This window comes from Staphylococcus sp. HMSC34G04 (genome assembly GCF_001838765.1).
GTDB lineage: Bacteria > Bacillota > Bacilli > Staphylococcales > Staphylococcaceae > Staphylococcus > Staphylococcus epidermidis.
On the sequence record NZ_KV838727.1, the window covers coordinates 87,418 to 111,079 of the forward strand.

The 23,662-nt window shown below is 31.9% G+C and carries 22 protein-coding genes; 11 read left to right on the forward strand and 11 right to left on the reverse strand.

Translation table 11 applies throughout. The features are described 5' to 3' along the window. Positions 1-78: 78 nt before the first annotated feature. On the forward strand, positions 79-1,455 hold the full coding sequence (locus HMPREF3241_RS05420) for an amino acid permease (RefSeq protein WP_002457989.1): 1,377 nt from the start codon (positions 79-81) through the stop codon (positions 1,453-1,455). A gap of 122 nt (positions 1,456-1,577) precedes the next feature. Here the strand turns inward: HMPREF3241_RS05420 and HMPREF3241_RS05425 are convergent, their stop codons facing one another. The 5 genes from HMPREF3241_RS05425 to HMPREF3241_RS05445 all read right to left on the reverse strand — a co-directional run bounded on the left by HMPREF3241_RS05425 (position 1,578) and on the right by HMPREF3241_RS05445 (position 6,352). Continuing rightward, positions 1,578-2,450, reverse strand: a complete 873-nt coding sequence (locus HMPREF3241_RS05425) for a MurR/RpiR family transcriptional regulator (RefSeq protein WP_002447266.1) — start codon at positions 2,448-2,450, stop codon at positions 1,578-1,580. 13 nt (positions 2,451-2,463) lie between these two features. Then, positions 2,464-3,888: a PTS transporter subunit EIIC gene (locus tag HMPREF3241_RS05430; protein ID WP_002447267.1), complete on the reverse strand. Its 1,425-nt coding sequence runs from the start codon at positions 3,886-3,888 to the stop codon at positions 2,464-2,466. A gap of 12 nt (positions 3,889-3,900) precedes the next feature. After that, positions 3,901-4,788 carry an N-acetylmuramic acid 6-phosphate etherase gene (gene murQ, locus HMPREF3241_RS05435; RefSeq protein ID WP_002447268.1) on the reverse strand — a complete coding sequence of 296 codons (888 nt, stop codon included), beginning with the start codon at positions 4,786-4,788 and terminating at the stop codon, positions 3,901-3,903. Further along, entirely contained in the window at positions 4,785-5,837 is a 1,053-nt protein-coding gene (locus tag HMPREF3241_RS05440) for a MupG family TIM beta-alpha barrel fold protein (RefSeq protein WP_002475780.1), read from the reverse strand. The genes murQ and HMPREF3241_RS05440 overlap by 4 nt, the downstream gene beginning before the upstream one ends. Before the next feature lie 179 nt (positions 5,838-6,016). Further along, positions 6,017-6,352, reverse strand: a complete 336-nt coding sequence (locus HMPREF3241_RS05445) for a hypothetical protein (RefSeq protein WP_002457986.1) — start codon at positions 6,350-6,352, stop codon at positions 6,017-6,019. 51 nt (positions 6,353-6,403) lie between these two features. On the opposite strand from HMPREF3241_RS05445, the gene HMPREF3241_RS05450 reads away from it, so the two are divergent. Beyond that, positions 6,404-7,150 (forward strand): CPBP family intramembrane glutamic endopeptidase, encoded by a 747-nt coding sequence (locus tag HMPREF3241_RS05450; protein WP_002475871.1) that lies wholly within the window; start codon positions 6,404-6,406, stop codon positions 7,148-7,150. A gap of 182 nt (positions 7,151-7,332) precedes the next feature. On the opposite strand, the gene HMPREF3241_RS05455 is transcribed toward HMPREF3241_RS05450, so the two are convergent. Next, on the reverse strand, positions 7,333-8,022 hold the full coding sequence (locus HMPREF3241_RS05455) for a helix-turn-helix transcriptional regulator (RefSeq protein WP_002447272.1): 690 nt from the start codon (positions 8,020-8,022) through the stop codon (positions 7,333-7,335). Between the two features lie 426 nt (positions 8,023-8,448). Between HMPREF3241_RS05455 and HMPREF3241_RS05460 the strand changes: the two genes are divergently transcribed. The 7 genes from HMPREF3241_RS05460 (at position 8,449) to HMPREF3241_RS05490 (ending at position 17,007) form a co-directional block, all read left to right on the forward strand. Next, the gene (locus tag HMPREF3241_RS05460) at positions 8,449-9,264 is read left to right on the forward strand and encodes an inositol monophosphatase family protein (RefSeq protein ID WP_002475870.1); all 816 of its coding nucleotides are present in this window, start codon (positions 8,449-8,451) and stop codon (positions 9,262-9,264) included. Between the two features lie 188 nt (positions 9,265-9,452). After that, a complete protein-coding gene (locus tag HMPREF3241_RS05465; RefSeq protein WP_002475869.1) occupies positions 9,453-10,403 on the forward strand; it encodes an LCP family glycopolymer transferase in 951 nt (316 codons plus the stop codon). A 477-nt stretch (positions 10,404-10,880) separates the two neighbouring features. After that, positions 10,881-13,832 carry a formate dehydrogenase subunit alpha gene (gene fdhF / locus HMPREF3241_RS05470; RefSeq protein ID WP_070853515.1) on the forward strand — a complete coding sequence of 984 codons (2,952 nt, stop codon included), beginning with the start codon at positions 10,881-10,883 and terminating at the stop codon, positions 13,830-13,832. Between the two features lie 2 nt (positions 13,833-13,834). After that, a complete protein-coding gene (locus HMPREF3241_RS05475) occupies positions 13,835-14,305 on the forward strand; it encodes a helical membrane plugin domain-containing protein (protein WP_002457980.1) in 471 nt (156 codons plus the stop codon). Positions 14,306-14,430: 125 nt separating this feature from the next. Continuing rightward, positions 14,431-14,706 (forward strand): hypothetical protein, encoded by a 276-nt coding sequence (locus HMPREF3241_RS05480; RefSeq protein ID WP_002447277.1) that lies wholly within the window; start codon positions 14,431-14,433, stop codon positions 14,704-14,706. Between the two features lie 21 nt (positions 14,707-14,727). Continuing rightward, complete coding sequence (locus HMPREF3241_RS05485) at positions 14,728-15,504, forward strand: N-acetylglucosaminidase (protein ID WP_070853516.1); 777 nt, start codon at positions 14,728-14,730, stop codon at positions 15,502-15,504. Between the two features lie 378 nt (positions 15,505-15,882). Further along, a complete protein-coding gene (locus tag HMPREF3241_RS05490) occupies positions 15,883-17,007 on the forward strand; it encodes an FAD-dependent monooxygenase (RefSeq protein WP_002447280.1) in 1,125 nt (374 codons plus the stop codon). Positions 17,008-17,147: 140 nt separating this feature from the next. On the opposite strand, the gene HMPREF3241_RS05495 is transcribed toward HMPREF3241_RS05490, so the two are convergent. The 5 genes from HMPREF3241_RS05495 to HMPREF3241_RS05515 form a co-directional block, all read right to left on the reverse strand. Continuing rightward, positions 17,148-18,101: a 2-hydroxyacid dehydrogenase family protein gene (locus tag HMPREF3241_RS05495; protein WP_002475089.1), complete on the reverse strand. Its 954-nt coding sequence runs from the start codon at positions 18,099-18,101 to the stop codon at positions 17,148-17,150. A 77-nt stretch (positions 18,102-18,178) separates the two neighbouring features. Continuing rightward, on the reverse strand, positions 18,179-18,496 hold the full coding sequence (locus HMPREF3241_RS05500; protein ID WP_002447282.1) for a DMT family transporter: 318 nt from the start codon (positions 18,494-18,496) through the stop codon (positions 18,179-18,181). 5 nt (positions 18,497-18,501) lie between these two features. Next, positions 18,502-18,828 (reverse strand): DMT family transporter, encoded by a 327-nt coding sequence (locus HMPREF3241_RS05505; protein ID WP_001830041.1) that lies wholly within the window; start codon positions 18,826-18,828, stop codon positions 18,502-18,504. A gap of 152 nt (positions 18,829-18,980) precedes the next feature. Then, on the reverse strand, positions 18,981-19,454 hold the full coding sequence (locus HMPREF3241_RS05510) for a CHAP domain-containing protein (protein ID WP_002447283.1): 474 nt from the start codon (positions 19,452-19,454) through the stop codon (positions 18,981-18,983). 323 nt (positions 19,455-19,777) lie between these two features. Then, positions 19,778-20,272, reverse strand: coding sequence for a DUF4870 domain-containing protein (locus HMPREF3241_RS05515; protein ID WP_070853517.1), 495 nt, complete (start codon positions 20,270-20,272; stop codon positions 19,778-19,780). A gap of 380 nt (positions 20,273-20,652) precedes the next feature. Here HMPREF3241_RS05515 and HMPREF3241_RS05520 point away from each other — a divergent pair, with 380 nt between their 5' ends. Beyond that, positions 20,653-21,723, forward strand: a complete 1,071-nt coding sequence (locus HMPREF3241_RS05520; protein WP_002476249.1) for an NAD/NADP-dependent octopine/nopaline dehydrogenase family protein — start codon at positions 20,653-20,655, stop codon at positions 21,721-21,723. A gap of 64 nt (positions 21,724-21,787) precedes the next feature. Then, positions 21,788-23,185 carry a Na+/H+ antiporter NhaC gene (gene nhaC / locus HMPREF3241_RS05525; protein WP_070853518.1) on the forward strand — a complete coding sequence of 466 codons (1,398 nt, stop codon included), beginning with the start codon at positions 21,788-21,790 and terminating at the stop codon, positions 23,183-23,185. Positions 23,186-23,662: the final 477 nt, after the last annotated feature.

Sequence of the window (23,662 nt, forward strand, 5' to 3'; positions counted from 1 at the left end):
AATTTTGTCAATTTGTAGTATAATTACGGAAATAAGATTATCAAAAATTCAATCTAGATTTAGAGATGGGGTCAAGTTATGGAAAATAATGAGTTGCAAAGGGGATTGAATGCACGTCAAATGCAGATGATTGCTCTTGGTGGAACAATTGGTGTTGGTCTTTTTATGGGAGCAACAAGTACAATTAAGTGGACAGGTCCATCTGTTATTCTCGCATATTTAATTGCTGGTATTTTTTTATTTTTAATCATGAGAGCCATGGGTGAAATGATATATATTAATCCAACCACTGGTTCTTTTGCGACGTTTGCTAGTGACTATATTCATCCAGCAGCTGGCTACATGACTGCTTGGAGCAATGTATTTCAATGGGTTGTCGTCGGCATGAGTGAAGTGATTGCAGTAGGAGAATATATGAACTACTGGTTCCCAAGCCTTCCTAATTGGATACCAGGAGTGATAGCAGTTCTCTTTTTGATGGCGGCTAACCTAGTTTCAGTAAAAGCGTTTGGAGAGTTTGAATTTTGGTTTGCCTTAATTAAAGTTGTAACTATTGTATTAATGATTATTGCAGGATTAGGATTAATTTTATTTGGTATAGGTAATGGAGGGAATCCGATAGGGATTTCTAACTTATGGTCACATGGTGGATTTATGCCAAATGGATTCATTGGATTTTTCTTTGCTTTATCTATTGTGATTGGATCATACCAAGGTGTTGAATTGATTGGGATTTCAGCAGGTGAAACCAAAAATCCTCAAAAAAATATTGTAAAGGCAGTCAACGGAGTAATATGGAGAATTTTAATTTTCTATATTGGTGCAATTTTTGTCATTGTATCAGTATATCCTTGGAACCAATTAGGTAATATTGGTAGTCCTTTTGTTGCAACCTTTGCTAAAGTGGGAATTACGTTTGCTGCTGGTTTAATTAACTTTGTAGTCTTAACGGCAGCATTGTCTGGTTGTAATTCAGGTATTTTTAGTGCAAGTCGAATGATTTATACTTTGGCAAAAAAAGGACAAATGCCTAAAGTATTTACTAAAGTAATGAAAAATGGCGTACCTTTCTATACTGTATTTGCAGTATCTATGGGAATATTAATTGGTGCTTTATTAAATGTCATACTTCCATTAATTATTGATGGAGCTGATAGTATCTTTGTATATGTATATAGCGCCTCTATTCTACCGGGAATGATACCTTGGTTTATGATTTTATTTAGTCATCTAAGATTTAGAAGGTTACATCCTGAAAAGGTTCACAATCATCCTTTTAAAATGCCGGGAGGAGCAATTGCCAATTATTTAACTATCATGTTTTTACTCCTAGTATTAGTTGGTATGTTACTTAACAAAGAGACTGCGGTATCGGTTGTCATTGGTATCGTGTTTTTAACTGCTGTGACACTTTATTATTTTATTAGATATCACAAAAAGGAACGACAAATATAATAAAAGATGAAATGACAATTGATTGTTAAAATCAGTAATTTTTAAGAGTTAGTATAAATTAAAGCGATTCTTTCATACATTATCTTTTCTAGGATAAGTATAAAGAATCGCTTTTTATTATTTTAATGTTTGAAATCTATATTCGAGAGATGTTTACGGTAATTATCTAATGCGATTTTTGATTGAGTAATAAAATCTAAAGATGATTGATAATTTAGCGCAATATATCGATAGTACAATATATCAATAGTAAACATTTGTGCAAATAATGAAGTTGTGGCTCCCATGCGCATCTCATTTTCATCGGTTTGTCCATAGGTTAAAACAATATTAGATTGCTTTGCAACTGGATTATCAGAAGTGCTTGAAATAGTCGCAATGGGAATGTGATAATCTGCAATGACTTTAGCAATAGATTGCATTTCACTTTGAGTACCATTGTTAGATATAAATATAACACAATCGTTAGAGTTACGTGTTGCTAACATAGTTGTGAAAATATGAGTTTCATGCACTAGTTGAATATTTAGACCGATGCGAGATAATTTTTGATATAAATCTGTTGCTACAACAAAAGAGGCACCATAGCCATAAATAAATATAGTTTCAGATTTTTTAATTAGATCACAAATTTCATCGATGATAGCAGCGTTAATGGTTTCATTAGCATTACTTAACGCTGCCTTAGAGCGAGAATGCAATTTGTTTTTAAGTGAAATTGTACTTTCGTTATCAACTAACTCAACATTATATTGTGTGACTTCTTTAGGTAAAAATTTAGACAAACGTGTTTTAAGTTCATTAAAACCACCTGGTGTCACCTTTTTACTTAGACGTATGATAGAAGTAGAACTAGTTTCTAATTGATTTGCAATTTCTTGAGAAGTCATATTAACAACTTTATGAGGATAGTTGAGAATAAATTGCGCAATTTTTTTCTCGTTTTTAGTGAAATAGGGATACTGGTTGTCAATCTTATACAAAATGTTTGGCAATTAAATCACCCATTTATTCAGGATTTCTCATTTCTTTAGTTGTGCCGAAGAAATAAGTAAAGATAAAGCCACCCGCATAAGCAGCTAGTAAACCTACGATGTAACCGAGATACATATTATTGGCAATCAATGGTAATAATGAAATACCACTTGGTCCTACAGCTGTCGCACCAATATGACCGATACCACCAATGACAGCACCACCAACACCGCCACCTATGCACGCAGTGAAGAAAGGGCGACCTAACGGCAGTGTTACACCATAAATTAAAGGTTCACCTATACCTAAGAACCCTACAGGAAGAGCACCTTTGAGCGTATTACGTAATTCTTTATTTTTACCGCATCTCACCCACAATGCAATCGCCGCACCGACTTGTCCAGCACCAGCCATTGCGGCAATAGGTAACAAGTAAGTGGAGCCAGTTTGATTGATTAACTCGATATGGATTGGGGTGAAGATATGATGTAATCCCAGCATGACTAAAGGTAAAAAGAATGCTCCTATAATGAATCCACTGAAAATACCTCCTACTCCAATAATCCAGTTAATGACATAAACAAGACCATCGGAAACAAAGCCAGCTAGTGGCATGATTATAAATATAGTTAACAAACCAATAAGTAGTAAGGTTATTGTGGGCGTTACGATGATATCAATAGAGTTAGGTATTATTTTATGTAGACGTTTCTCAACCATGCTTAATAACCAAACTGCAAAGATAACACCAATAATACCGCCTTGTCCTGCAGCTAGATGTTCTCCAGTGAAAATATTTTTAATTGGATTTTCATCCGTGATACCGGTTAGTAATGTAGTACCCCCGATGACACCACCTAAACCTGGTGTAGCACCGAATACTTTCGCTGAGTTAATACCAGTGAAAATAGCTAAGTAAAATAACATGCCATCTTTAATAACATTTAAGACAGTAACAATTTGTTGAATCCATTGACCTGAAATGGAACCGGCTGTAAGCAAGTTACTAAGTATTGCTGCAATCCCACCGATTAATCCTGCACCTATAAATGCTGGTATTAAAGGTATAAAGATATTAGCAATGGATTTTAACACTTTATTCCATTTACTTTGTTTACGTTGACTTTGGAATTGTTGTTTATGTTCATACGCACGTTTTTCTGCTTGTGATTTATAACTTTGATTTTTAGTCGTCTCTTCAGCTAGAGTTGCTCCCGACTGGTCAGCCATATGTTTAGCAACTTTATTAACAATACCCGGCCCAACAACAACTTGAATTCTTTCATCTTCAACAACGCCTAATACGCCATTGATTGATTTTAATTCATCATAATTAACTTTTGCATCATTGTGTACTTTAATACGAACTCGAGTCATACAATGGATGATATTACTTATGTTTTGAGAACCGCCTAATGCGTGGGTAATGTCTTTGGCAAGGCGTTCTTCTTTACTCATGGAATCTCCTCCTTAAGTGTTGATAGCTTGCTTAATCACTCCATTATTTTGTTTTAAACGAAGTCTTGCATCTTGTTGAGTTGTGGAACATAAGTGCATTACGATAGCTATTTTGATATTGTGGTCTGATTTTTCATATAATTCTATAGCCTCTTGATGATTTAAATCACACACATCTTGAATGATGCGAATAGAACGATGGATTAACTTTTGATTTGTAGGCCGTAAATCAACCATTAAATTATCATAAACTTTACCCACGCCAATCATTGTCATTGTAGAAATCATATTTAAAACTAGTTTTTGAGCAGTACCTGATTTTAATCTCGTAGAGCCTGTTAATACTTCAGGCCCCACATTGATTTCTAATACGTGATTTGAATTTTTACTTATATCACTGTGAACGTTACAAGAGAGTGCGACTGTTTCTGCATTCAATTTATTTGCATAATCTAGTGCACCTTTTACATATGGTGTACGTCCACTAGCAGAAATACCCACTACAATATCTTTGGATTGAAGATGAATGTTCTTTAAATCCTGTGCACCTTGTTCAGCATCATCTTCTGCACCTTCAATAGCTACCGTCATAGCTTTTTGTCCACCAGCGATAATCCCAATAATGTCATTTGGTGAAACGTTAAAAGTTGGGACACATTCTGCCGCATCTAGTACGCCAAGTCTTCCACTTGTACCAGCACCAATATAAATAATTCGCCCTCCATTATTAAAGCGTTGAATTGCACTCTCTATCACTTTTGTTAAATTAGGAATAACAGGTTCTATCGCTTTAGGTACAAATTGATCTTCTTGATTCATAGTCTTTAATGCATCTTTTAGATTCATTTCATCTAAATGCATTGTTTGTATATTTCTCGTTTCAGTAGTTAAATGATTCATTTGTTATTCTCCTTCGTATATACAAATTTAAAAGTATCTCCTGGTTGAATCAGTGATAACAATGGAACATCTTTATCACAAACATGACCAATACAATTGATGTGGGAATGACCTGGCATAGGAGCTTTTATAACTTGAATTTCTCCTTCATAACGACCATTCAGGTGATTATCAATTGTGATATCTCCTTGATCTCTATGTGCCGATCCTATCATTGGGACAGTCTGTTGATTATCTGTACGAGAATATTGGGACCGAATTAAATGTTCAGGTGAATCTAATCTTGATGTGTGTATCTTTAAAACTTGTGATGTAAATGAGGAGTCTAGTTGATCTAAGTGTAAAATAAAGTGTCGATATAGCCACATATTAGATAATTGTTCCGCATAAATGTGTGATAATAGCGTATCACTAATTATAATGTTAGATATACCCGTTAATTGAAGGTCTTGTGCAGCAATAAGAGGGTGTTCAAAACGATGTTTTTCAACTGTAGGAAGACCTTTGAATAAGGGACCTCTTTTCTGCGTGCCAGGTATAAAAGCACAAATTTTTGCATGCGCATCGTATTTTCTAATGAGTTGATTTTTTTCTTCAATAAATGAGATAGATAAACCAGTATCAGGTCTAGGATAGTAATTATGACAGTATAAAAGTTGATTATTAAATTCAGTACGATATATGTGCGCTAACATGCTATCAGTTAACGTACTAGCATTAAGGCAGCATTTGAAGCCTTGACTGATAATGTCTTTGATAAGGTCAATATTTAATTGATTATCTATACGAATATAAAAATCCCCATGAGGTAATTGGTTCAAATAACTGTAAATAGTTTGATTAAGTAATGAAGGGGTTACATCGATAATATAAGTGATTTGATAGGCTGATAATAGTTGGCATAAGTCTCCCAAATAAGCCATTTGATTTTTCTTGTCTTCCTCAGGTATCTGTAGTGAAGTAAAAACTACATCATAGCCTAAGTCAGCCATATTTAAAATATAATCTCGATCTAAATTCTGTCCTAGATAGACTGAGAAACCAAGCATTTTAAACACTCCTTCTTGATACCTAATCATGGCTAATTATAACCTTATTGCAACAAGTTTACAATTTAGTAAATAGAATAAATAATTTAATGTTTTAATTATAAGAGATTGATATTTATAATTATTTTTAACGTTAATATATAATTAATAGTATAATAGTATAGAAACATTTGAATATACTAAAGGGCTTGTTTATGTTTAAGTAACTGTCGGTGAATGAGTGTTTGTTGTGTATTAATGTAATAAATTATATGTCCTTGGTTTAAAGTTAAAAGTGGGGAATCGTTTAACCTTCGAATCAATTGACAGTATGACACAAGCGTATCATTAGAATTCAACAACAATTGATGAGACATTGCCCATTTCATCTCTTGATTTACAGTAAGGTTGAAATCATCTATAAAAGATTCAAATTTGTTATGATGTATGAGTGCATAGTATTTCGCACTTTCACTCAGAGAGAGTAATTTAACAAGTTGTTGTTCAATATGTAGTGAAATTTCTAAATAATTCATAAAGCCTCCCATATGATTGAATAATTATTGGTGAGTGGAAAGGATACAATGATGAAAAAAGATAAAAAAAGGCAAAGTTATAGGTTTAAAGATATAGTATGGCGTGATTTCAGTTTAATTGCGATAGGCTTTCTATGTATATTTATATTTAGCTTTATAGGTTTAACAATTGCTGCTATAACTTTTCAAAATATTAATGAATTACAACTTACTATGATTGGAACTCTAGGACAATTTATGTCATATATTTTAGTGATATTAGCTTTTTATTTTTTACATATCAATTCATTTGTAGATAGAGTTAAGAGTGGTTTTGACTATTTGAAAAAACATTGGTTGTTTATAATTATCGTCATGTGTGCATCTTTTATTATTTCTAATGTTTATGACAAATTAATTGAACTATTACCTAAATATTTGCAATATAGTGAAACGCAAAATGAACTTGAACTTAATGAATTATTTAAAAGTGGTATATTTATTCCTTTTGCATTTGTACTTATTGTAATTGTAGGACCTATTGTTGAAGAATTGGTATTTAGACATTTGTTAATAGGTGAACTAGGTAAAAAGTTTAACTTTATTGTGATGGGGGTTATATCAGCATTGTCTTTTACATATATACATGTGAGTGATGCTAAGTCCCCATTTGAATTTGGAGCATATTTAATACTGGCAATAGCATTAGTATATGTTTACTTAAAATCGAATAGAAACTTAGCTTCATCAATTAGCTTACATATGTTAAATAATTTCATATCATTCATTTGGACAATTATTGTTGTATTCAGTAAATGATTTGAAAATATATTTCCGAGCAGTAGTTATAACGGGAAATGACTAAAGAGAGGTATAGTTTTGTCACTGGGAAGAAAATGAAAGTTTAAAAATGGATAAATGTACATTTATAACTCTATAGACAACTACTAGTGTACTAAATTGCCTGGGGGGCCTTTCGGCTATCCCAGGCTATATTTTTATCATTCAGAAGGCGCTAAAAACTGTCTATAATTTTCAATTGAGATATCTTGAGTTTGTATTGTTTTTTCAAAAGAATATGAGATATCTTGAATATTCATGATAGATAATTCACGAGTGTAACCTCTACCGATTTCAAATACAACAGCATGCCAAACGGCATTTTTGCATATTAAACCTATAAAAATAACATTTTCAGCTTGAGTTTGACCATCTTCATTTAAATCTACTAACATCACATTGCGCTCCGTGCAATAAATTAAAATATCAGAAAATAAATGAGGTAATGTGACATGATTAGAATCTTCAAATTTTATATAATAATCCATTTTTTTAAGCAATTTACGTAATCGTGTTTGAGGTAAATTTAAACATTGCTTGATTATTGCTCGAATTTCATTTTGATAAGGTAAAGTGGAATAGGACTGACTTTCATTTAGTGTTAAAAATAATGCCGAAAGTTGCTGTTCAGTTAACGATAAGGTGATTTTAGCATGTGCATCTTTGATTTGATAACCGCCTAATTTGCCATGACGAGCATATACTTTTACCCCTTGATCTTCTAATTCATCAATATCACGTAAAATAGTTCGCTTAGATACTTTAAATTGTTTTGCAAGTTGCGAAGCAGTAATGTTGTCAGAACTTTGAATAGTTTGAATTATTCGATTTTGACGTTCTAATTTATTCAATGAAAGTCACCTCCATAAACATTACATATTACAATTATTATAACATATAAGCGACAATGATGACATTTTGTCTGTTTTAACTCTACAATAGTGTAAAATTATACAAAAAACTTTTAGAAAACGCTTACAAAAACAAAAACAATATGATAATATAATATTTGTAACAGGGGGAGCGATTAGACAAAGGGGTAGAGCTACATATTAGATAGCTGTATAATCGTTCAAGTTACATCAAAACATCTTCAATATTTATTACTTACTTTCCTTTCTATTTGTCGGCTAGTTATTGACTAGCCGATTTTTTAATATTTATTAATACAAATTCTGATTTTATGACTCTATGATTTACAATAGATTTTACATATAACTATAATGATTTAAATGATAACACTATAGTCTTTGAAATAATGAAATGAAGGTGAAAATATGACAGAACTTTATTTAAAAAAATTAGATGAATATATATGTCAATGGATACGCGGTTTAGACAATATCATTCCGCGTTTGGTTGAGAAGATGGAAACATCAACAAAAAAAGATAGGTTTGATTTAGTTACCAATGTTGATAAACAAATTCAGAATCATTTTCAAAACTTTCTTCAGGAACATTATCCCACACATCAATTATTAGCTGAAGAGAAAGATAACTCAGATATAACACCTTACGAGGGTCACCTTTGGATTATGGATCCTATAGATGGAACAAGTAATTTAGTGAAACAACAAGAAGATTACTGTATCATTATAGGATATTTTATTGATGGGGAACCTAAACTTTCATATATTTATGATTATCCACATCAAAGATTATATAGAGCAATTGCTGGTGTGGGAGCTTACGAGAACAATCAATTAATGACATTGCCAAAAAGAATAGGTTTAAGAGATGCAATTATTTCATTTAAACCACAAGTGTTAAAAGAAGAGACGATTCAATCTTTATTTCATTCAGCCTTTGATTTTAGAATTATTGGGTCTTGTGGTCTTGATTCTATTCGAGTGATAAAAGGTCAGTTCGGGGCACACATTAACACGAATCCTAAGCCATGGGATATTTCAGCACAATTTCTTTTTGCAAGAGAACTAGGTTTGATTATGACACAAATAAATGGTGAACCTCTTGATTTTAGTACGGCAGGCCCATTTATCATTAGCAATCCTGGTTGTTACGATGATATGATACGTATCTTAAATGAAGGAGAAGCCTATTCAAAGAGTAATCATCATATAGAGCATGGTTAATGTATATTTTTATAAATTATATCAAATTAGCTCTATAGAGATTTTATACATTTAAGCTATACGATTTCTTAAAGAAAATTTAAAATAATTAATGAATAGGTCTGTAGATGTATACCAAATAAATTTATTTATAATATAATGACCTATGTATCATAAAACAACAAAATTATTGAATAGGAGTGGTAGGGATGCAAAGATCAGATAAAAGAAAAATGAGCCTGCCGATGAAAATACTACTATGGGTAGTGGGAATTTTATTTCTATTAGCAATCATTGCAGTTATTTATGTAAGTGCAAAAATATTTATTACAGGAGACAAGATACATAACCCCTTAAATCGAAATCATTCTGAACTACGTTCTGGAAAAGTAAATTTAAAAAATGGTGATCCATTTACTATTGCACTCTTTGGCGTAGATTCTGATGAAAAGCGAAAACAACAAGGCGGTGGGGAACGTAGTGATACAATCATGGTACTTTCCATTAATCCGAAAGAAAAGAAAACTGAACTAGTAAGTATTCCACGTGATACCAAAGCAGAAATTGCAGGTCGAGGTACTGAAGAAAAAATTAACCATGCCTATGCTTATGGCGGTCCTAACATGGCTGTTAAAACAATTGAAAAATTAATGAATGTTCCAATCGATCATTACGCTACGATTGACATGGATGGACTACATGACATGATTGATACATTAGGTGGCGTAGATGTCGTAAGTAATAGTACATTTACAATGGGTGCTAATCATTTTGTTAAAGGTGAAAAAACACATGTAGATGGTGATGCTGCCATGGACTTTATTAGAAGTCGTAAAGAAGATGGTGCAGGAGGCGATTTTGGTAGACAAGAGCGTCAGCAACTTATCTTAGAAGCAATGGCAGATAAGATGACAAGCGCATCTTCAATCACTCATTTTAATACATTAATGAATCAAATCCAGAAAAATGCTAAAACAGATTTAAAATTAGGTGATCTCAATACAATTAGAACTAAGTATAAAGATGCTAATGACCAAGTTAATCGACATCAGTTAGAGGGTGAAGGTGGTATACAAAATGACGGTTTGTACTATTTCATACCAAGTGATGCATCTAAAAATGAAAATACACAATTACTAAGAGACAATTTAAATTTATAAAAAAGAAAAAGCTTTAAAATCACATATAGTGTAATGCTTGAGTTTAAAACCTAGAACGAAATGTTCTAGGTTTTTTTGACAAATTAAGGATGGCTGAGTTAAATATTCTTATTTTAGTTTTTAAACATTTTTGCTTTATTTTTAAGGATTATATTGCATTATATACCATTTTCTTTTAACTAATATTTAAATAAAATGAGGCACTATGTAATTCAATGTCTTATAAGCAAAAAGTTATGATATTCAATGTTAAATGGCTTGAAATAAAGAAATTAATTTATTCATTTCACTCTTTAATTGATATTCATTTTCAATTAAATTGATTTTATTATATTTATTATGTAAACGCTTAACTTTTATAGAGTAAAGTAATACAATTTAAGTAATTCTACTAAAAGTTAAATTGTAGATTTAATCAATTAAGTTATAAAGTCTAAAGTGTTTAACAGTGAATAATTTAATGGGGGAGAAAAATATATGTTTAAGGAGATAAAAATTAATCTAGATGGTAAAGATTATCTTGTTGAAGCAGGGACGAATTTACTCGAATTTATACGCTCTAGAAATACATTTGTACCAGCCATTTGCTATAACGAATCGATGGGACCAATTCAAACATGTGATACATGCATGGTAGAAATCAATGGAGATATTGCCCGAGCATGTGGAACATCGATTGAATCCTCAATGACGGTAAATACATACAATCACCACGTGAAAACTAGCCAAAAAGAAGCATTAGATCGTATTTTAGAAAAACATATGTTGTATTGTACAGTTTGTGATTATAATAATGGCGATTGTGAAATACATAATACGATGGATAAGTGGGGAATACAACATCAAACTTATGAGTATAAGAGAAAACCATATGAAAAAGATTATGGCCCTTTTTATAGATATGATCCAAATCAATGTATTTTATGCGGACGTTGTGTTGAAGCATGTCAAGATGTTGAAGTTAATGAAACAATACGAATAGATTGGGAAAGAGATTATCCAAGAGTAATTTGGGATAATGATGTCCCAATTAATGAATCATCATGTGTTTCATGTGGTCAATGTGCGACTGTATGCCCATGTAATGCAATGATGGAAGTTAATATGGAAGGTAATGTGGGATATCTCACAGATACAGAACCTGGTTCACTAGCATCTATGATTGATATTATTAAAAAATCAGAACCTGGCTATGGTACTTTATTAGCTGTATCTGATTCTGAAGCAGAAATGCGTAAAGAACGTGTCAATAAAACTAAAACTGTTTGTACATATTGTGGCGTAGGTTGTTCGTTTGAAGTATGGACGAAAGATAGAGAAATATTAAAAGTTCAACCTTCCCATGATTCTCCAGCAAATAAAATAGCAACATGTGTAAAAGGTAAGTTTTCATGGGGACACATTAACTCAGATCAACGATTAACGAAACCTTTAGTGAGAAAAGAAGGTATGTTTCATGAAGTTGAATGGGAAGAGGCCCTACAAGTTATTGCTAACAATTTTGAAAGAATTAAAGAGCAATATGGCGCGGATAGCTTGTCATTTATTTCTTCATCCAAAGCAACTAATGAAGAATCTTATTTAATGCAAAAATTATCTCGTCAAGTTATTGGTACAAATAATGTAGATAATTGTTCGCGCTATTGTCAAGCACCAGCGACCAAAGGATTGGTAAGAACAGTAGGTATCGGTGGAGATGCAGGCGGGATTGTTGATTTAGAAAAAGCATCTATGACTGTATTAATAGGTACTAACACAGCAGAAGCGCACCCTGTAATTGCTTCACGAATGAAACGTGCACAAAAGTTATTTGGTCAAAAGTCATATGTTTTTGATATAAGAAAACATGAAATGGCAGAACGTGCAGATGCTTTTTATCAACCCAAACCTGGCACCGATTTAGCTTGGTTAAGTGCTGTCACTAAATATATTATTGATAACAACTTACATGATAAATCATTTATAGAAAAGTGGGTTGATCACTTTGATACATATTACCAATCACTAGAACCATTTTCAATGGTATTTGCAGAGGAAGTAACAGGAATTCCGCAAGAACGGTTAATACAATTTGCGCATGAAGTAGCAAAAGCTGATTCAGTAGCGATATGTTGGGCGATGGGTATAACACAACAAGATATTGGAAGTGATTCAAGTACTGCTATTTCTAATTTATTACTCATTACTGGTAATTATAGAAAACCTGGTGCTGGAGCATATCCTTTAAGAGGTCATAATAACGTTCAAGGATGTAGTGACATGGGAAGTATGCCAGATCAATTTCCTGGGTACCAACTTATCAGTGATGATAAAATACGTGCTAAATTTGAAAAAGAGTATGGAGTAAAGCTAAATGATAAACCTGGTAGAGATAATCATCAAATGATTGAAGGAATACATAATGGTGATATTCATTCGTTGTATTTGTATGGAGAAGATACAGGTATCGTAGATTCTAATATTAATTTTGTTCAAGCTGCTTTTGAAAAGTTAGACTTTATGGTAGTTCAAGATGAGTTTTTAACATTTACAGCTACGTTTGCAGATGTAGTTCTACCAGCAAGTCCTTCACTAGAAAAAGATGGAACTTTTACTAATACGGAGCGACGCATACAAAGATTGTATAAAGCATTAGATTCGCTTGGAGATTCAAAGCCGGATTGGGAAATTTTTCAACTTATTGCAAATCGACTAGGGGCGAATTGGGAGTATCAGCATCCAAGTGAAATTATGGATGAAATTGCACGAGTAACACCATCGTATGCAGGTGTAAGTTATGATCGTTTAGAAGGTTTTAATAGTTTACAATGGCCCGTAAATAAAGATGGTAAAGACACTCCAATACTTTATATCGATGGGTTTAATTTTGAAAACAAGAAAGCTAAATTATATCCATTAACCTTTGATAACTATTTTAAAGAAGATGAAGTATATGATTTACATGTCAATAACGGTCGATTACTTGAGCATTTCCATGAAGGTAATATGACGTATCAAACAGAAATGATTAAATATAAAGTACCTCGAGCATTTGTTGAAATTTCACCCGAGCTTGCACAAAGTCGTGACATTCATGAAGGAGCTGAAATTAAATTGATTTCTGAGACTGGAGAGGCTTCTTTACTAGCACACATTACTGATAGAGTAAAAGGAAAAGAAATATATATTCCATTAAATAATGATGCATTAGAAAATGGAGATTTAGGTGCTATTAATGCTCTTACGAATAGTGACGTAGATCCTTATACAGATACGCCTTCCTACAAACGAACACATGCACGAATGGAAGTTGTGACGAAAAGAGGCAAATCTCCATTGAATCCAATGAATTTCCGAGTTAATAAACAGCGGCAACCACAATATAGTGTTCAAGTTCAAAAAAAATGGGAGCGCTCAGATTATGTATTCCCAGGAAAGATGAGTGATTGATAATGGCAGAGAGAATTACTGAAATTAAACGTTTAAAAAAATCATATGAGCAAATTAAACAAGAAAGTTTGAATGATGTTATCGATGCAATTGTAGAAAATAAAGATAGTATTTTAAAAGCAATACGTTTAATTGGTATACTAGATGAAGCTAAAATTCTGGATGCATTAAATGGTGGTTTAAAAGCAAGACAAGTCATCATTAATAAATTTGCCGTTGAATTGAATAAAGATATATATTCAGGCGTTTTAACAAATATGGCACAACTTGTCTTTTTGCTAGGAGAATTAGATGTTAAAGATTTAAGTGAATTATTATCTCGTTTAAACAGAGGGATACATGCTGCGAATCTAACAAAACCTGGTGACAAAACAACAATTAAAAGTCTTGTTGGATTTTTACGTGATGATGATCTCAATCGTAGTATGACTTATATGTTAAATCTGCTTAGAGGAATGTCTAGTAATAACTAAATCTATTACGGTTTAATACACTTTTAAACTAATATCTATACCTTAAATTTCTAGTACATTTGATATAAAAATTTTTTAACGTATTATGAGTCGACATTTATTCTTCTAATCATGTATGATGAATAATGTTATTAAAAATCATAGAAGGAGTGACGCATATCAATCCTAAAGTATTAAAAGCTCTAGCAATCACATCTAATGTACTATTAGTTATTGGAATCATTTGTTTAATTATGCTAAAACTCATGTTAGCTATTGCATTTTTTGTTGTATCATTAACAATTAGTCTCGTTATTTTTAATGTTATGTTCAGACACCGTACAGGTATGAAAATTGCAATTAATGTCTCTTTCTTTATAGTGATGATTGCTATCGTAGTAGCCTATTTTGTATTATCTTAAAATTTTTAGGAGTTTGTTGAAATGTTAAAGAATACTCGGCTTCGTATGACAACATTGTTCATAATTAGCATACTCGCTATTTTAGCAATACTTTTTCTTATATTTGATACAAACCTTTTTAAAAATGATGTTAAACATACATTTAAAGAAGCGGTGTCACTTCAAACAAGTGAAGGAAATATCCATACTAAAGAAGTTAATGGTAAGTTTATATATGCTTCCAAACAAGATATAGAGAAAGCTATGCAAATAAAACATAGTGATAATAATTTGAAGTACATGGACATATCGGAAAAAGTACCTATGTCAGAGAAGGAAGTTAACCATATCTTAAAAGGAAAAGGTATTTTAGAAAATAAGGGATCAACGTTTATTAAAGCCCAAGATAAATATGAAGTGAATATCATATATCTCATTAGTCATGCACTAGTTGAGACAGGAAATGGTCAATCAGATTTATCAAATGGAATTAAAGAAGATGACCATCACTATTATAACTTTTTTGGTATTGGTGCTTTTGACGAAGATGCTGTAAAGACTGGTAAAAGTTTTGCTAAACAGAAGAAGTGGACCACTCCTGAAAAAGCGATAATGGGCGGCGCGTGGTTTGTGAGATTCCATTACTTTAAAAATAATCAATTGAACTTATATCAAATGCGGTGGAATCCACAAAATCCAGGCCAACATCAATATGCTAGTGATATTCAATGGGCTAATAATATAGCTGATTTAATGGAGAAATACTATGATAAATATGGAATAAAAAAAGATCATATAAGAAAAAAGTATTACAAATAAATAAAATTAAAGAATGATTGAGCAATCAACTAAGTGTTTCATTCTATTTGGGCAATTTATATATGAAAAGCTTCAAACAGAATAGTTTTAACTTTGCCAATGATTAGCTATATGATAAAAACTTGGGACAATAAAAGATGTCTCAGGTTTTTTAGCTTTAAAAGAATATTCGGAAGCATATACCCATGTAGAATATTTAAATATTTCTTTACAATAGAGTGAAAATTTAAATTGAGCATTAACGATAGAACGAATAGATATATTCATTATTTTTAACTAGAGAATTGTATTAATTGACAATTAAAATAGAAGGGTTTGCTTTTCAACATGTGTGTGTGTGCTAAAATAATAAAGAATGATAAATTTGAGGTGTAAAACATGAAAATAGCAATAGTAGGCGCAGGTATAGGTGGTTTAACTGCTGCTGCGTTATTAGAAGAACAAGGTCATCAAGTTAAAGTGTTTGAAAAAAATAATTCTATAAACGAATTGAGCGCTGGTATTGGGATAGGAGATAATGTTTTAAAAAAATTAGGGCATCATGACCTTGCTAAAGGCATTAAAAATGCTGGTCAAAATCTTACTGCAATGAATATTTATGATGAGCAAGGCACACCATTAATGTGCGCTAAATTGAAGACTCATTCCCTAAATGTCGCATTATCTAGACAAACTTTAATTGAAATCATACAGTCATATGTCAAAGAATCATCTATTCACACAGGCTTTAAAGTTACTAAAATTGAACAAACGAGTTGTAAGGTTACCCTACATTTTATCAAACAGGAAAGTGAATCATTTGATTTGTGTATTGGTGCTGATGGGATACATTCTGTAGTAAGAGAGTCTGTAGGTGCGCGAACTAAAATTCGTTACAATGGTTACACATGTTTTAGAGGAATGGTTGAAGATGTACAATTTAATGACCAACATGTTGCGAATGAATATTGGGGTGTTAAAGGGCGGGTAGGTATAGTCCCATTAATTAATCAACGTGCTTATTGGTTTATTACTGTTCATGCTAAAGAAGGAGATCCAAAATATCAATCTTTTGGAAAACCCCATCTTCAAGCATATTTTAATCACTTTCCAGATGAAGTGAGAAAAGTGTTAGAAAAGCAAAGTGAAACAGGTATATTACTTCATGACATATATGATTTAAAACCGCTGAAGACATTCGTTTATGGACGTACTATTTTAATGGGCGATGCTGCGCATGCCACTACGCCTAATATGGGACAAGGTGCTAGTCAAGCTATGGAAGATGCGATTGTATTAGTTAATTGTTTAGAAAAATATGATTTTAATAAAGCGATTGAGCGTTACGATAAACTTAGAGTTAAACATACCGCAAAAGTGATTAGACGTTCGAAAAAGATAGGTAAAATGGCTCAAAAGCATCATAAATTAACTGTTAAACTTAGAAATACCGCGATGAAATTGATACCAAATGCTTTGGCATCAGCTCAAACAAAATTTTTATACAAATCCAAAGAAAAGTAATATATGATGACATATATTGTTAAATGATAAAGTTAAATATTAAAAATGCAGTAATTTTAATAAATAAAGAGCTATGAAGATAGAGACTCAACTCAATATCTTCATAGCTCTTTTTGTGTTTATGTTGTTGAATGCATCAGTTAATTGACAATAAACTGAGGTTCGTCACCATTTAATTTTTTTATTGTATCATTCGCAACAATTTTAGCCATCATATCTCTAGCTTCAAATGTTGCATTACCAATGTGAGGTGTAAGCACAATGTTTTTAAATGATTTTAATGCATCGGTGATTTCTGGCTCAAATTCATATACATCCAATGCAGCACCTTCAATAGCTTTATTATCAAGTGCTTCAACTAAAGCTTGTTCATTTACTATTGGACCACGTCCTGCATTAATTAGATAGGCAGTAGATTTCATTTTATTAAATTGTTCAGTATCAATCATATGATGCAGTGAAGGATTATATGCCGCATTGATTGTAATAAAATCTGCATTTTTAAGTAAAGTATCTAAATCTACATATTTCGCACCGATATCTCGCTCTTTTTCCTCTTTACGATGAGGACCAGTGTAAAGTACATCCATATCAAATGCACGTGCGCGTTTAGCCACTGCACCTCCAATTTCACCTAAACCTATAATACCAATAGTTTTTCCTGATACCTCTCTACCTCGGAAGAATAAGGGTGCCCAACCATCAAAGCCTGTTGTTCTGGATAAATGATCTCCTTCTACAATTCTACGCGCTACTGATAAAATTAAGCCGATTGTTAAATCAGCAGTAGCATTTGTCGAAGCGTGTGGTGTATTTGTAACATCTATATTTTGTTGTCTTGCATATTCGACATCAATATTATTAAAACCTGCACCATAATTCGCTATAATTTTAAGGTTATTAGCACTATCAATAATATCTTTATCAACAGAAGTTGATAGTAAACTTACTAATGCATCTGCATGTTCTACCCCTTTTTTTAAGGTTTCTTTATCAATAAGTCCCTCGCCATCATACATGTCTACCTCAAAATGTTCTTTCAATAAGTTAAGTCCCACTTCAGGTATTGCGCCTGCAATATAAACTTTTGTCATAACCATCACTCCTTCTTTTATGAATAGTATAGTAAAATAAGAAAGCGCAAACAATCATTAAACCTTAATGATTGATATTAATAACTTATTAAACGTAATCCAACAACTGAAATGATGATTAATAAAATACATAAAATTCTACTTATACGTGTAGACTCTCCATAAAAAATCATTCCAATCAATGTACCACCAGCTGTACCAATTCCTGTCCATATAGCGTAGGCAGTCCCCATAGGAATAGATACCATTGCAAATTTTAACGTACTAAAGCTTAATATAAATGCTAATCCTAAAAAAATGACATAAATTTTATTCTTTGTACGTGATAGCTCGTTTAAAAGAACAACACCCAAAATTTCAAAACTTCCGGCTATCATTAGAAATAACCAAGCCATACTTTTTATCTCCCTTCTTTCGTTGCATCAGTTGTAAGTTTTAATCCTATTATTCCTAAAATAAGGGTCATTATTAAAAATATTTTAGTGAAAGTAAATGGTTGGTTGAAGAAAATCATATCAACTAACACTGTACCAACAGCACCGATTCCAACAAAAAATGCATATACTGTACCAACTGGTAAGTGCTTCGAAGCATCAATGACTAGAAAAAAGCTTAAAGCAATAAAAAAGAGGGTGAATATCCATGTAAACAATGAATGCGCTTGATCAAGTCCGGTGACCCAGATGATTTCAATAAAACCGGCTAATATAACTTTAAGCCATTGCATTCTTTTATTCCTCCTATTAAAGTAATAGAACCATTTTCTCAAATTAGTAACTTCGAGGCAATGGCTTCTCACAAACATTCCCATTAAATAAAAAATCCAATCTATTCTTACACAAGAATAGATTGGAGCAATTTTATTAGTTTAAATACTGATTAGTTTAGGTGGATGTAATTATATGAACTTGCTTCACTGGCAGAGATTGTTCGTGTACTTATAGAGAATGGACCACCATCATAGTTCATTTCTGATACAGTAATTGAACCATCATTATTGACACTTTCAACGAAAGCAACATGTCCGAAAGCACCTTCAGATGATTGCATAATTGCACCTTCTTCAGGTGTATTATTTACAGTGAATCCTGCTGCTTGAGCTGCAGATGCCCAGCTATTTGCATTCCCCCATGTTGATCCGATTTTTCCACCAGTTTTATCGTAAACATACCAAGTACATTGGCCAGAAGTATATAAATTTCCTGATTTAGAAAATGATACATCAGTTGTACTATAGTTATACGTACTTTGTTGTTGATTATTATTTTCAGCCGCATCAGCATGTGTTGTGTGACCTAGAAATGCTATACCAAGTCCAGCTACCAATGTCGAGATTGTTTTGATTTTTTTCATAATATTTAACGCCTCCAAAAATTGTAATATTTATTAGATGTACTGCAAATTGATTTAAAAAATTATTAACATGTTTACTCATTCATGTGTGTGCATGTAGTTGTTCTTAACAACACTGAATACTTTAACAGATTTAATTGAAAATATGGGGATTGTTACTTATTCGTAAACAAAATAAAAAAACCTTGATTATCTATGTAATAAAAGATAACCAAGATTACGAACTCAATTTATATTGTTAATGTGCTTCAAATCAAGATTTGAAGGGTCATAATGTAAATAATTTTAAGTGTTTTATTACAATGATTCTGTAATAATGTAACTTATTTTATAAACGGTATCGTGAGTGGGATAGTGTAAGTTTTGCCAGACATATATTTTACGCAAGCAATAATTGTACACACAAATGACATTATTAACAATGCCAATAAGATGAAGACTACCACCAGTAGCAAAATTAATAATAAGATGGCTAAACTTTCACTTATATTCATTAAAGGAACAATCATAAACATACATATCACGCCTACTGTTGAATAGATAGTATAAGAAATAAAATAGTTCAGATACGTTTTCCCAGATACATCAACAAGTCGAGACTCTTTACGTTTGAGTAACCAAATAATCAAAGGACCAATGATACCAGTAAATAAACTTAATAAATAAATTAACATTGCCATTAAACGATTATCTTGACTTTCCTTATTTTGAATAGTTGATTGGTGGTGAATTGTATTGTCATTCGATAAATTGTCTGTTGAAGCTTGATTAGACACATTCTTAGATTCTAATTCATTGTAATTCGTTTCTTTGTCCATAATAGGTTTTGCCTCCATTTGTAAAAAATTTACTTAATATAACTATAATTGTATCAATAATTAATTATTTATTAAATGTTAAATTTGATCTTTATATCGATTGACGAAGTAGTTTGAAATATAGATAATTTGGTTATATAGTACTGTTGTTATTAATAAAATTTTAAGCGTTATATATAATAGTAAAGTAAACGATAAAATTTCATATTATAATGCAGTTCTAGTACATATTTTAATCATTACATACATGTGGAGAGGCACATCGTTCAATCAGATTATGTTTGAATTGAGAACCACTCCTTTTTTATGGTAAGAATACAAAATATTATAGTGACTTATTGTAGTATAATCCTAAAAATTTAGTGAAATGAGGTAAAAAAATGAAAATAGCTATTGTAGGTTCAGGTAATGGTGCAGTAACTGCTGCAGTGGATATGGTAGATAAAGGGCATGATGTACGATTATATTGTCGTAATGAATCTATTAGTAAATTTGATGCGGCCCTAGAAAAAGGTGGTTTTGATTTTAATAATGAGGGAGAAGAGAAATTTATAGAGTTTACTGATATTAGTGATGATATGGAGTACGTTTTAGATGGTGCAGATATCGTTCAAGTTATTATTCCTTCATCATTCATTGAATATTATGCTAAAGTGATGTCAAAATTTGTGACGAACGACCATCTCATTTTCTTTAACATTGCTGCTTCGATGGGTTCAATACGATTTATGAATGTATTAGAAGATCGTCATATTGATGTACATCCACATTTTGCAGAAGCAAATACATTAACATATGGTACACGTGTTGATTTTAACAATGCTAAAGTAGATTTATCTTTAAATGTTCGCCGTGTGTTCTTTTCAACATTTGATCGTAGTGAGTTAAATGAAAGTTATGAAAAGGTATCTAAAATTTACGATTATCTTGTGAAAGAAGAAAGTTTACTTAAAACGAATCTTGAAAATGGTAACCCAGAAGTACATCCTGGACCAACATTATTGAACGTTGGACGTATTGATTACTCGGATGAGTTTTCTTTATATAAAGAAGGCATAACAAAGCATACTGTGAGATTATTACATGCTATTGAGATAGAACGTTTAAATTTAGGGAGAAAATTAGGTTTTGAATTATCGACTGCCAAAGAATCAAGGATTCAAAGAGGTTATTTGGAACGTAAAGATGAAGATGAACCGTTAAATCGTCTTTTTAATACTAGCCCTGTGTTTTCTCAAATTCCAGGACCGAATCATGTTGAAAATCGTTATTTAACTGAAGATATTGCATATGGATTAGTACTATGGTCTAGTTTAGGACGTGTCATTGATGTCCCGACACCTAATATCGATGCTGTTATTATGATAGCTTCAACAATTCTTGAACGCGATTTCTTTGAAGAAGGCCTCACTATCGAGGAATTAGGATTAGATAAATTAGGATTAGAGTAATGTTTAGCAATTAAAATTTAAGAAAAGAGGTTTTGTTTCAAATCATACTGAAGGGAGCAAAAGTATGACTCAAAAGTATAGATATCCTACTTTTTTAGAATCTATTTCAATTATTTTAGTTATGGTTGTTGTTGTGGTAATCGGTTTTGTTTTCTTTGATGTTCCGATACAAGTATTATTATTAATTTCTTCAGCTTATGCAGCATTGATTGCACATAGAGTGGGGTTAAAATGGAAGGATTTAGAAGAAGGGATTACTCATCGATTGAGCACGGCGATGCCAGCCCTCTTTATTATTTTAGCTGTTGGAATCATTGTAGGAAGTTGGATGTATTCTGGAACAGTTCCAGCGTTAATTTTCTATGGACTTAAATTTTTAAACCCAAGTTATTTATTAGTATCTGCATTTATAATCAGTGCAATGACTTCAATTGCTACAGGAACAGCTTGGGGATCAGCATCAACAGCAGGCATTGCACTCATATCAATTGCTAATCAATTAGGTGTGCCAGCAGGTATGGCTGCTGGTGCCATTATTGCAGGGGCTGTTTTTGGTGATAAAATGTCTCCATTATCTGATACTACAAATTTGGCAGCTCTCGTAACTAAAGTTAATATTTTTGCTCATATTAAATCGATGATGTGGACAACAATCCCTGCATCTATAATAGGGTTGGCTATATGGTTTATTGTTGGATTACAATTTAAGGGAGATGCAAATACACAACAAATTCAAAATCTATTAAAAGAATTATCAACAATTTATAACTTGAATTTTTGGGTGTGGATCCCACTTATTATCATCATTTTATGTTTAATATTTAGAATCTCTACAGTACCGTCAATGCTTATCTCTAGTATTAGTGCATTGGTTATTGGAACATTTAATCATCAATTTAATATGAAAGATGGTTTTAAAGCTTGTTTTGATGGATTTAATCATACGATGCTACACCAGTCTCATATTTCAGATAATGCCAAAACGTTGATAGAGCAGGGTGGTATGATGAGCATGACTCAAATCATTGTAACTATATTTTGTGGTTATGCTTTTGCTGGTATTGTTGAAAAGGCAGGTTGTTTAGACGTAATTTTAGAGACAATAGCTAAAGGAGTAAAGTCAATTGGAACACTAGTATTAATAACTGTAGTTTGTAGTATTATGCTAGTATTTGCAGCAGGAGTTGCTTCAATAGTTATTATTATGGTAGGCGTACTTATGAAAGATATGTTCGAAAAGATGAATGTCTCAAAGGCAGTGTTATCGCGTACACTTGAAGATTCAAGTACAATGGTATTGCCACTCATTCCATGGGGCACATCTGGTATATATTATGCACAACAACTTAATGTTTCAGTTGATCAGTTCTTTATATGGGCAATCCCATGTTACTTATGTGCCTTCATTGCAATAATTTATGGCTTTACAGGTATAGGAATTAAAAAAATAAGTAGAAAATAAGTTTAAATATTATCGTAAGTGGAATGTAAATAATAGTTGAAACATTAACTTACGATATGAATTGTAGCTATAGTATCATAAGTCGTTTCAAGTTTGTTAATATCCTTTATGTACATATCATGTATTTGTCTTGTAGCGAAATAAATGCATGACAGTACACGACGAATTCTTTTGACACTATTTTTGAAATGGCATAATTATTGAGAAAACTACCACAACAATTGAATTTGTTAAAAGTTGTAATTGAGGTTAAAGCGTTTATTAATACGTTTTAATCTCAATTTTTTAATATCTATAATCATAGAGCGTTGATGTATTACTTTAATTTTATATAAAGACAATGGCTCTACACTGTATAAGTTGGTAAAATACTGCTAAAAAATACCTGAGACATTGATTATCATTGTCTCAGGTATTTGACTATGTTATACAAGTTTTATATATGATTAGTGAATATAATTATATGAAGCAGCTTGG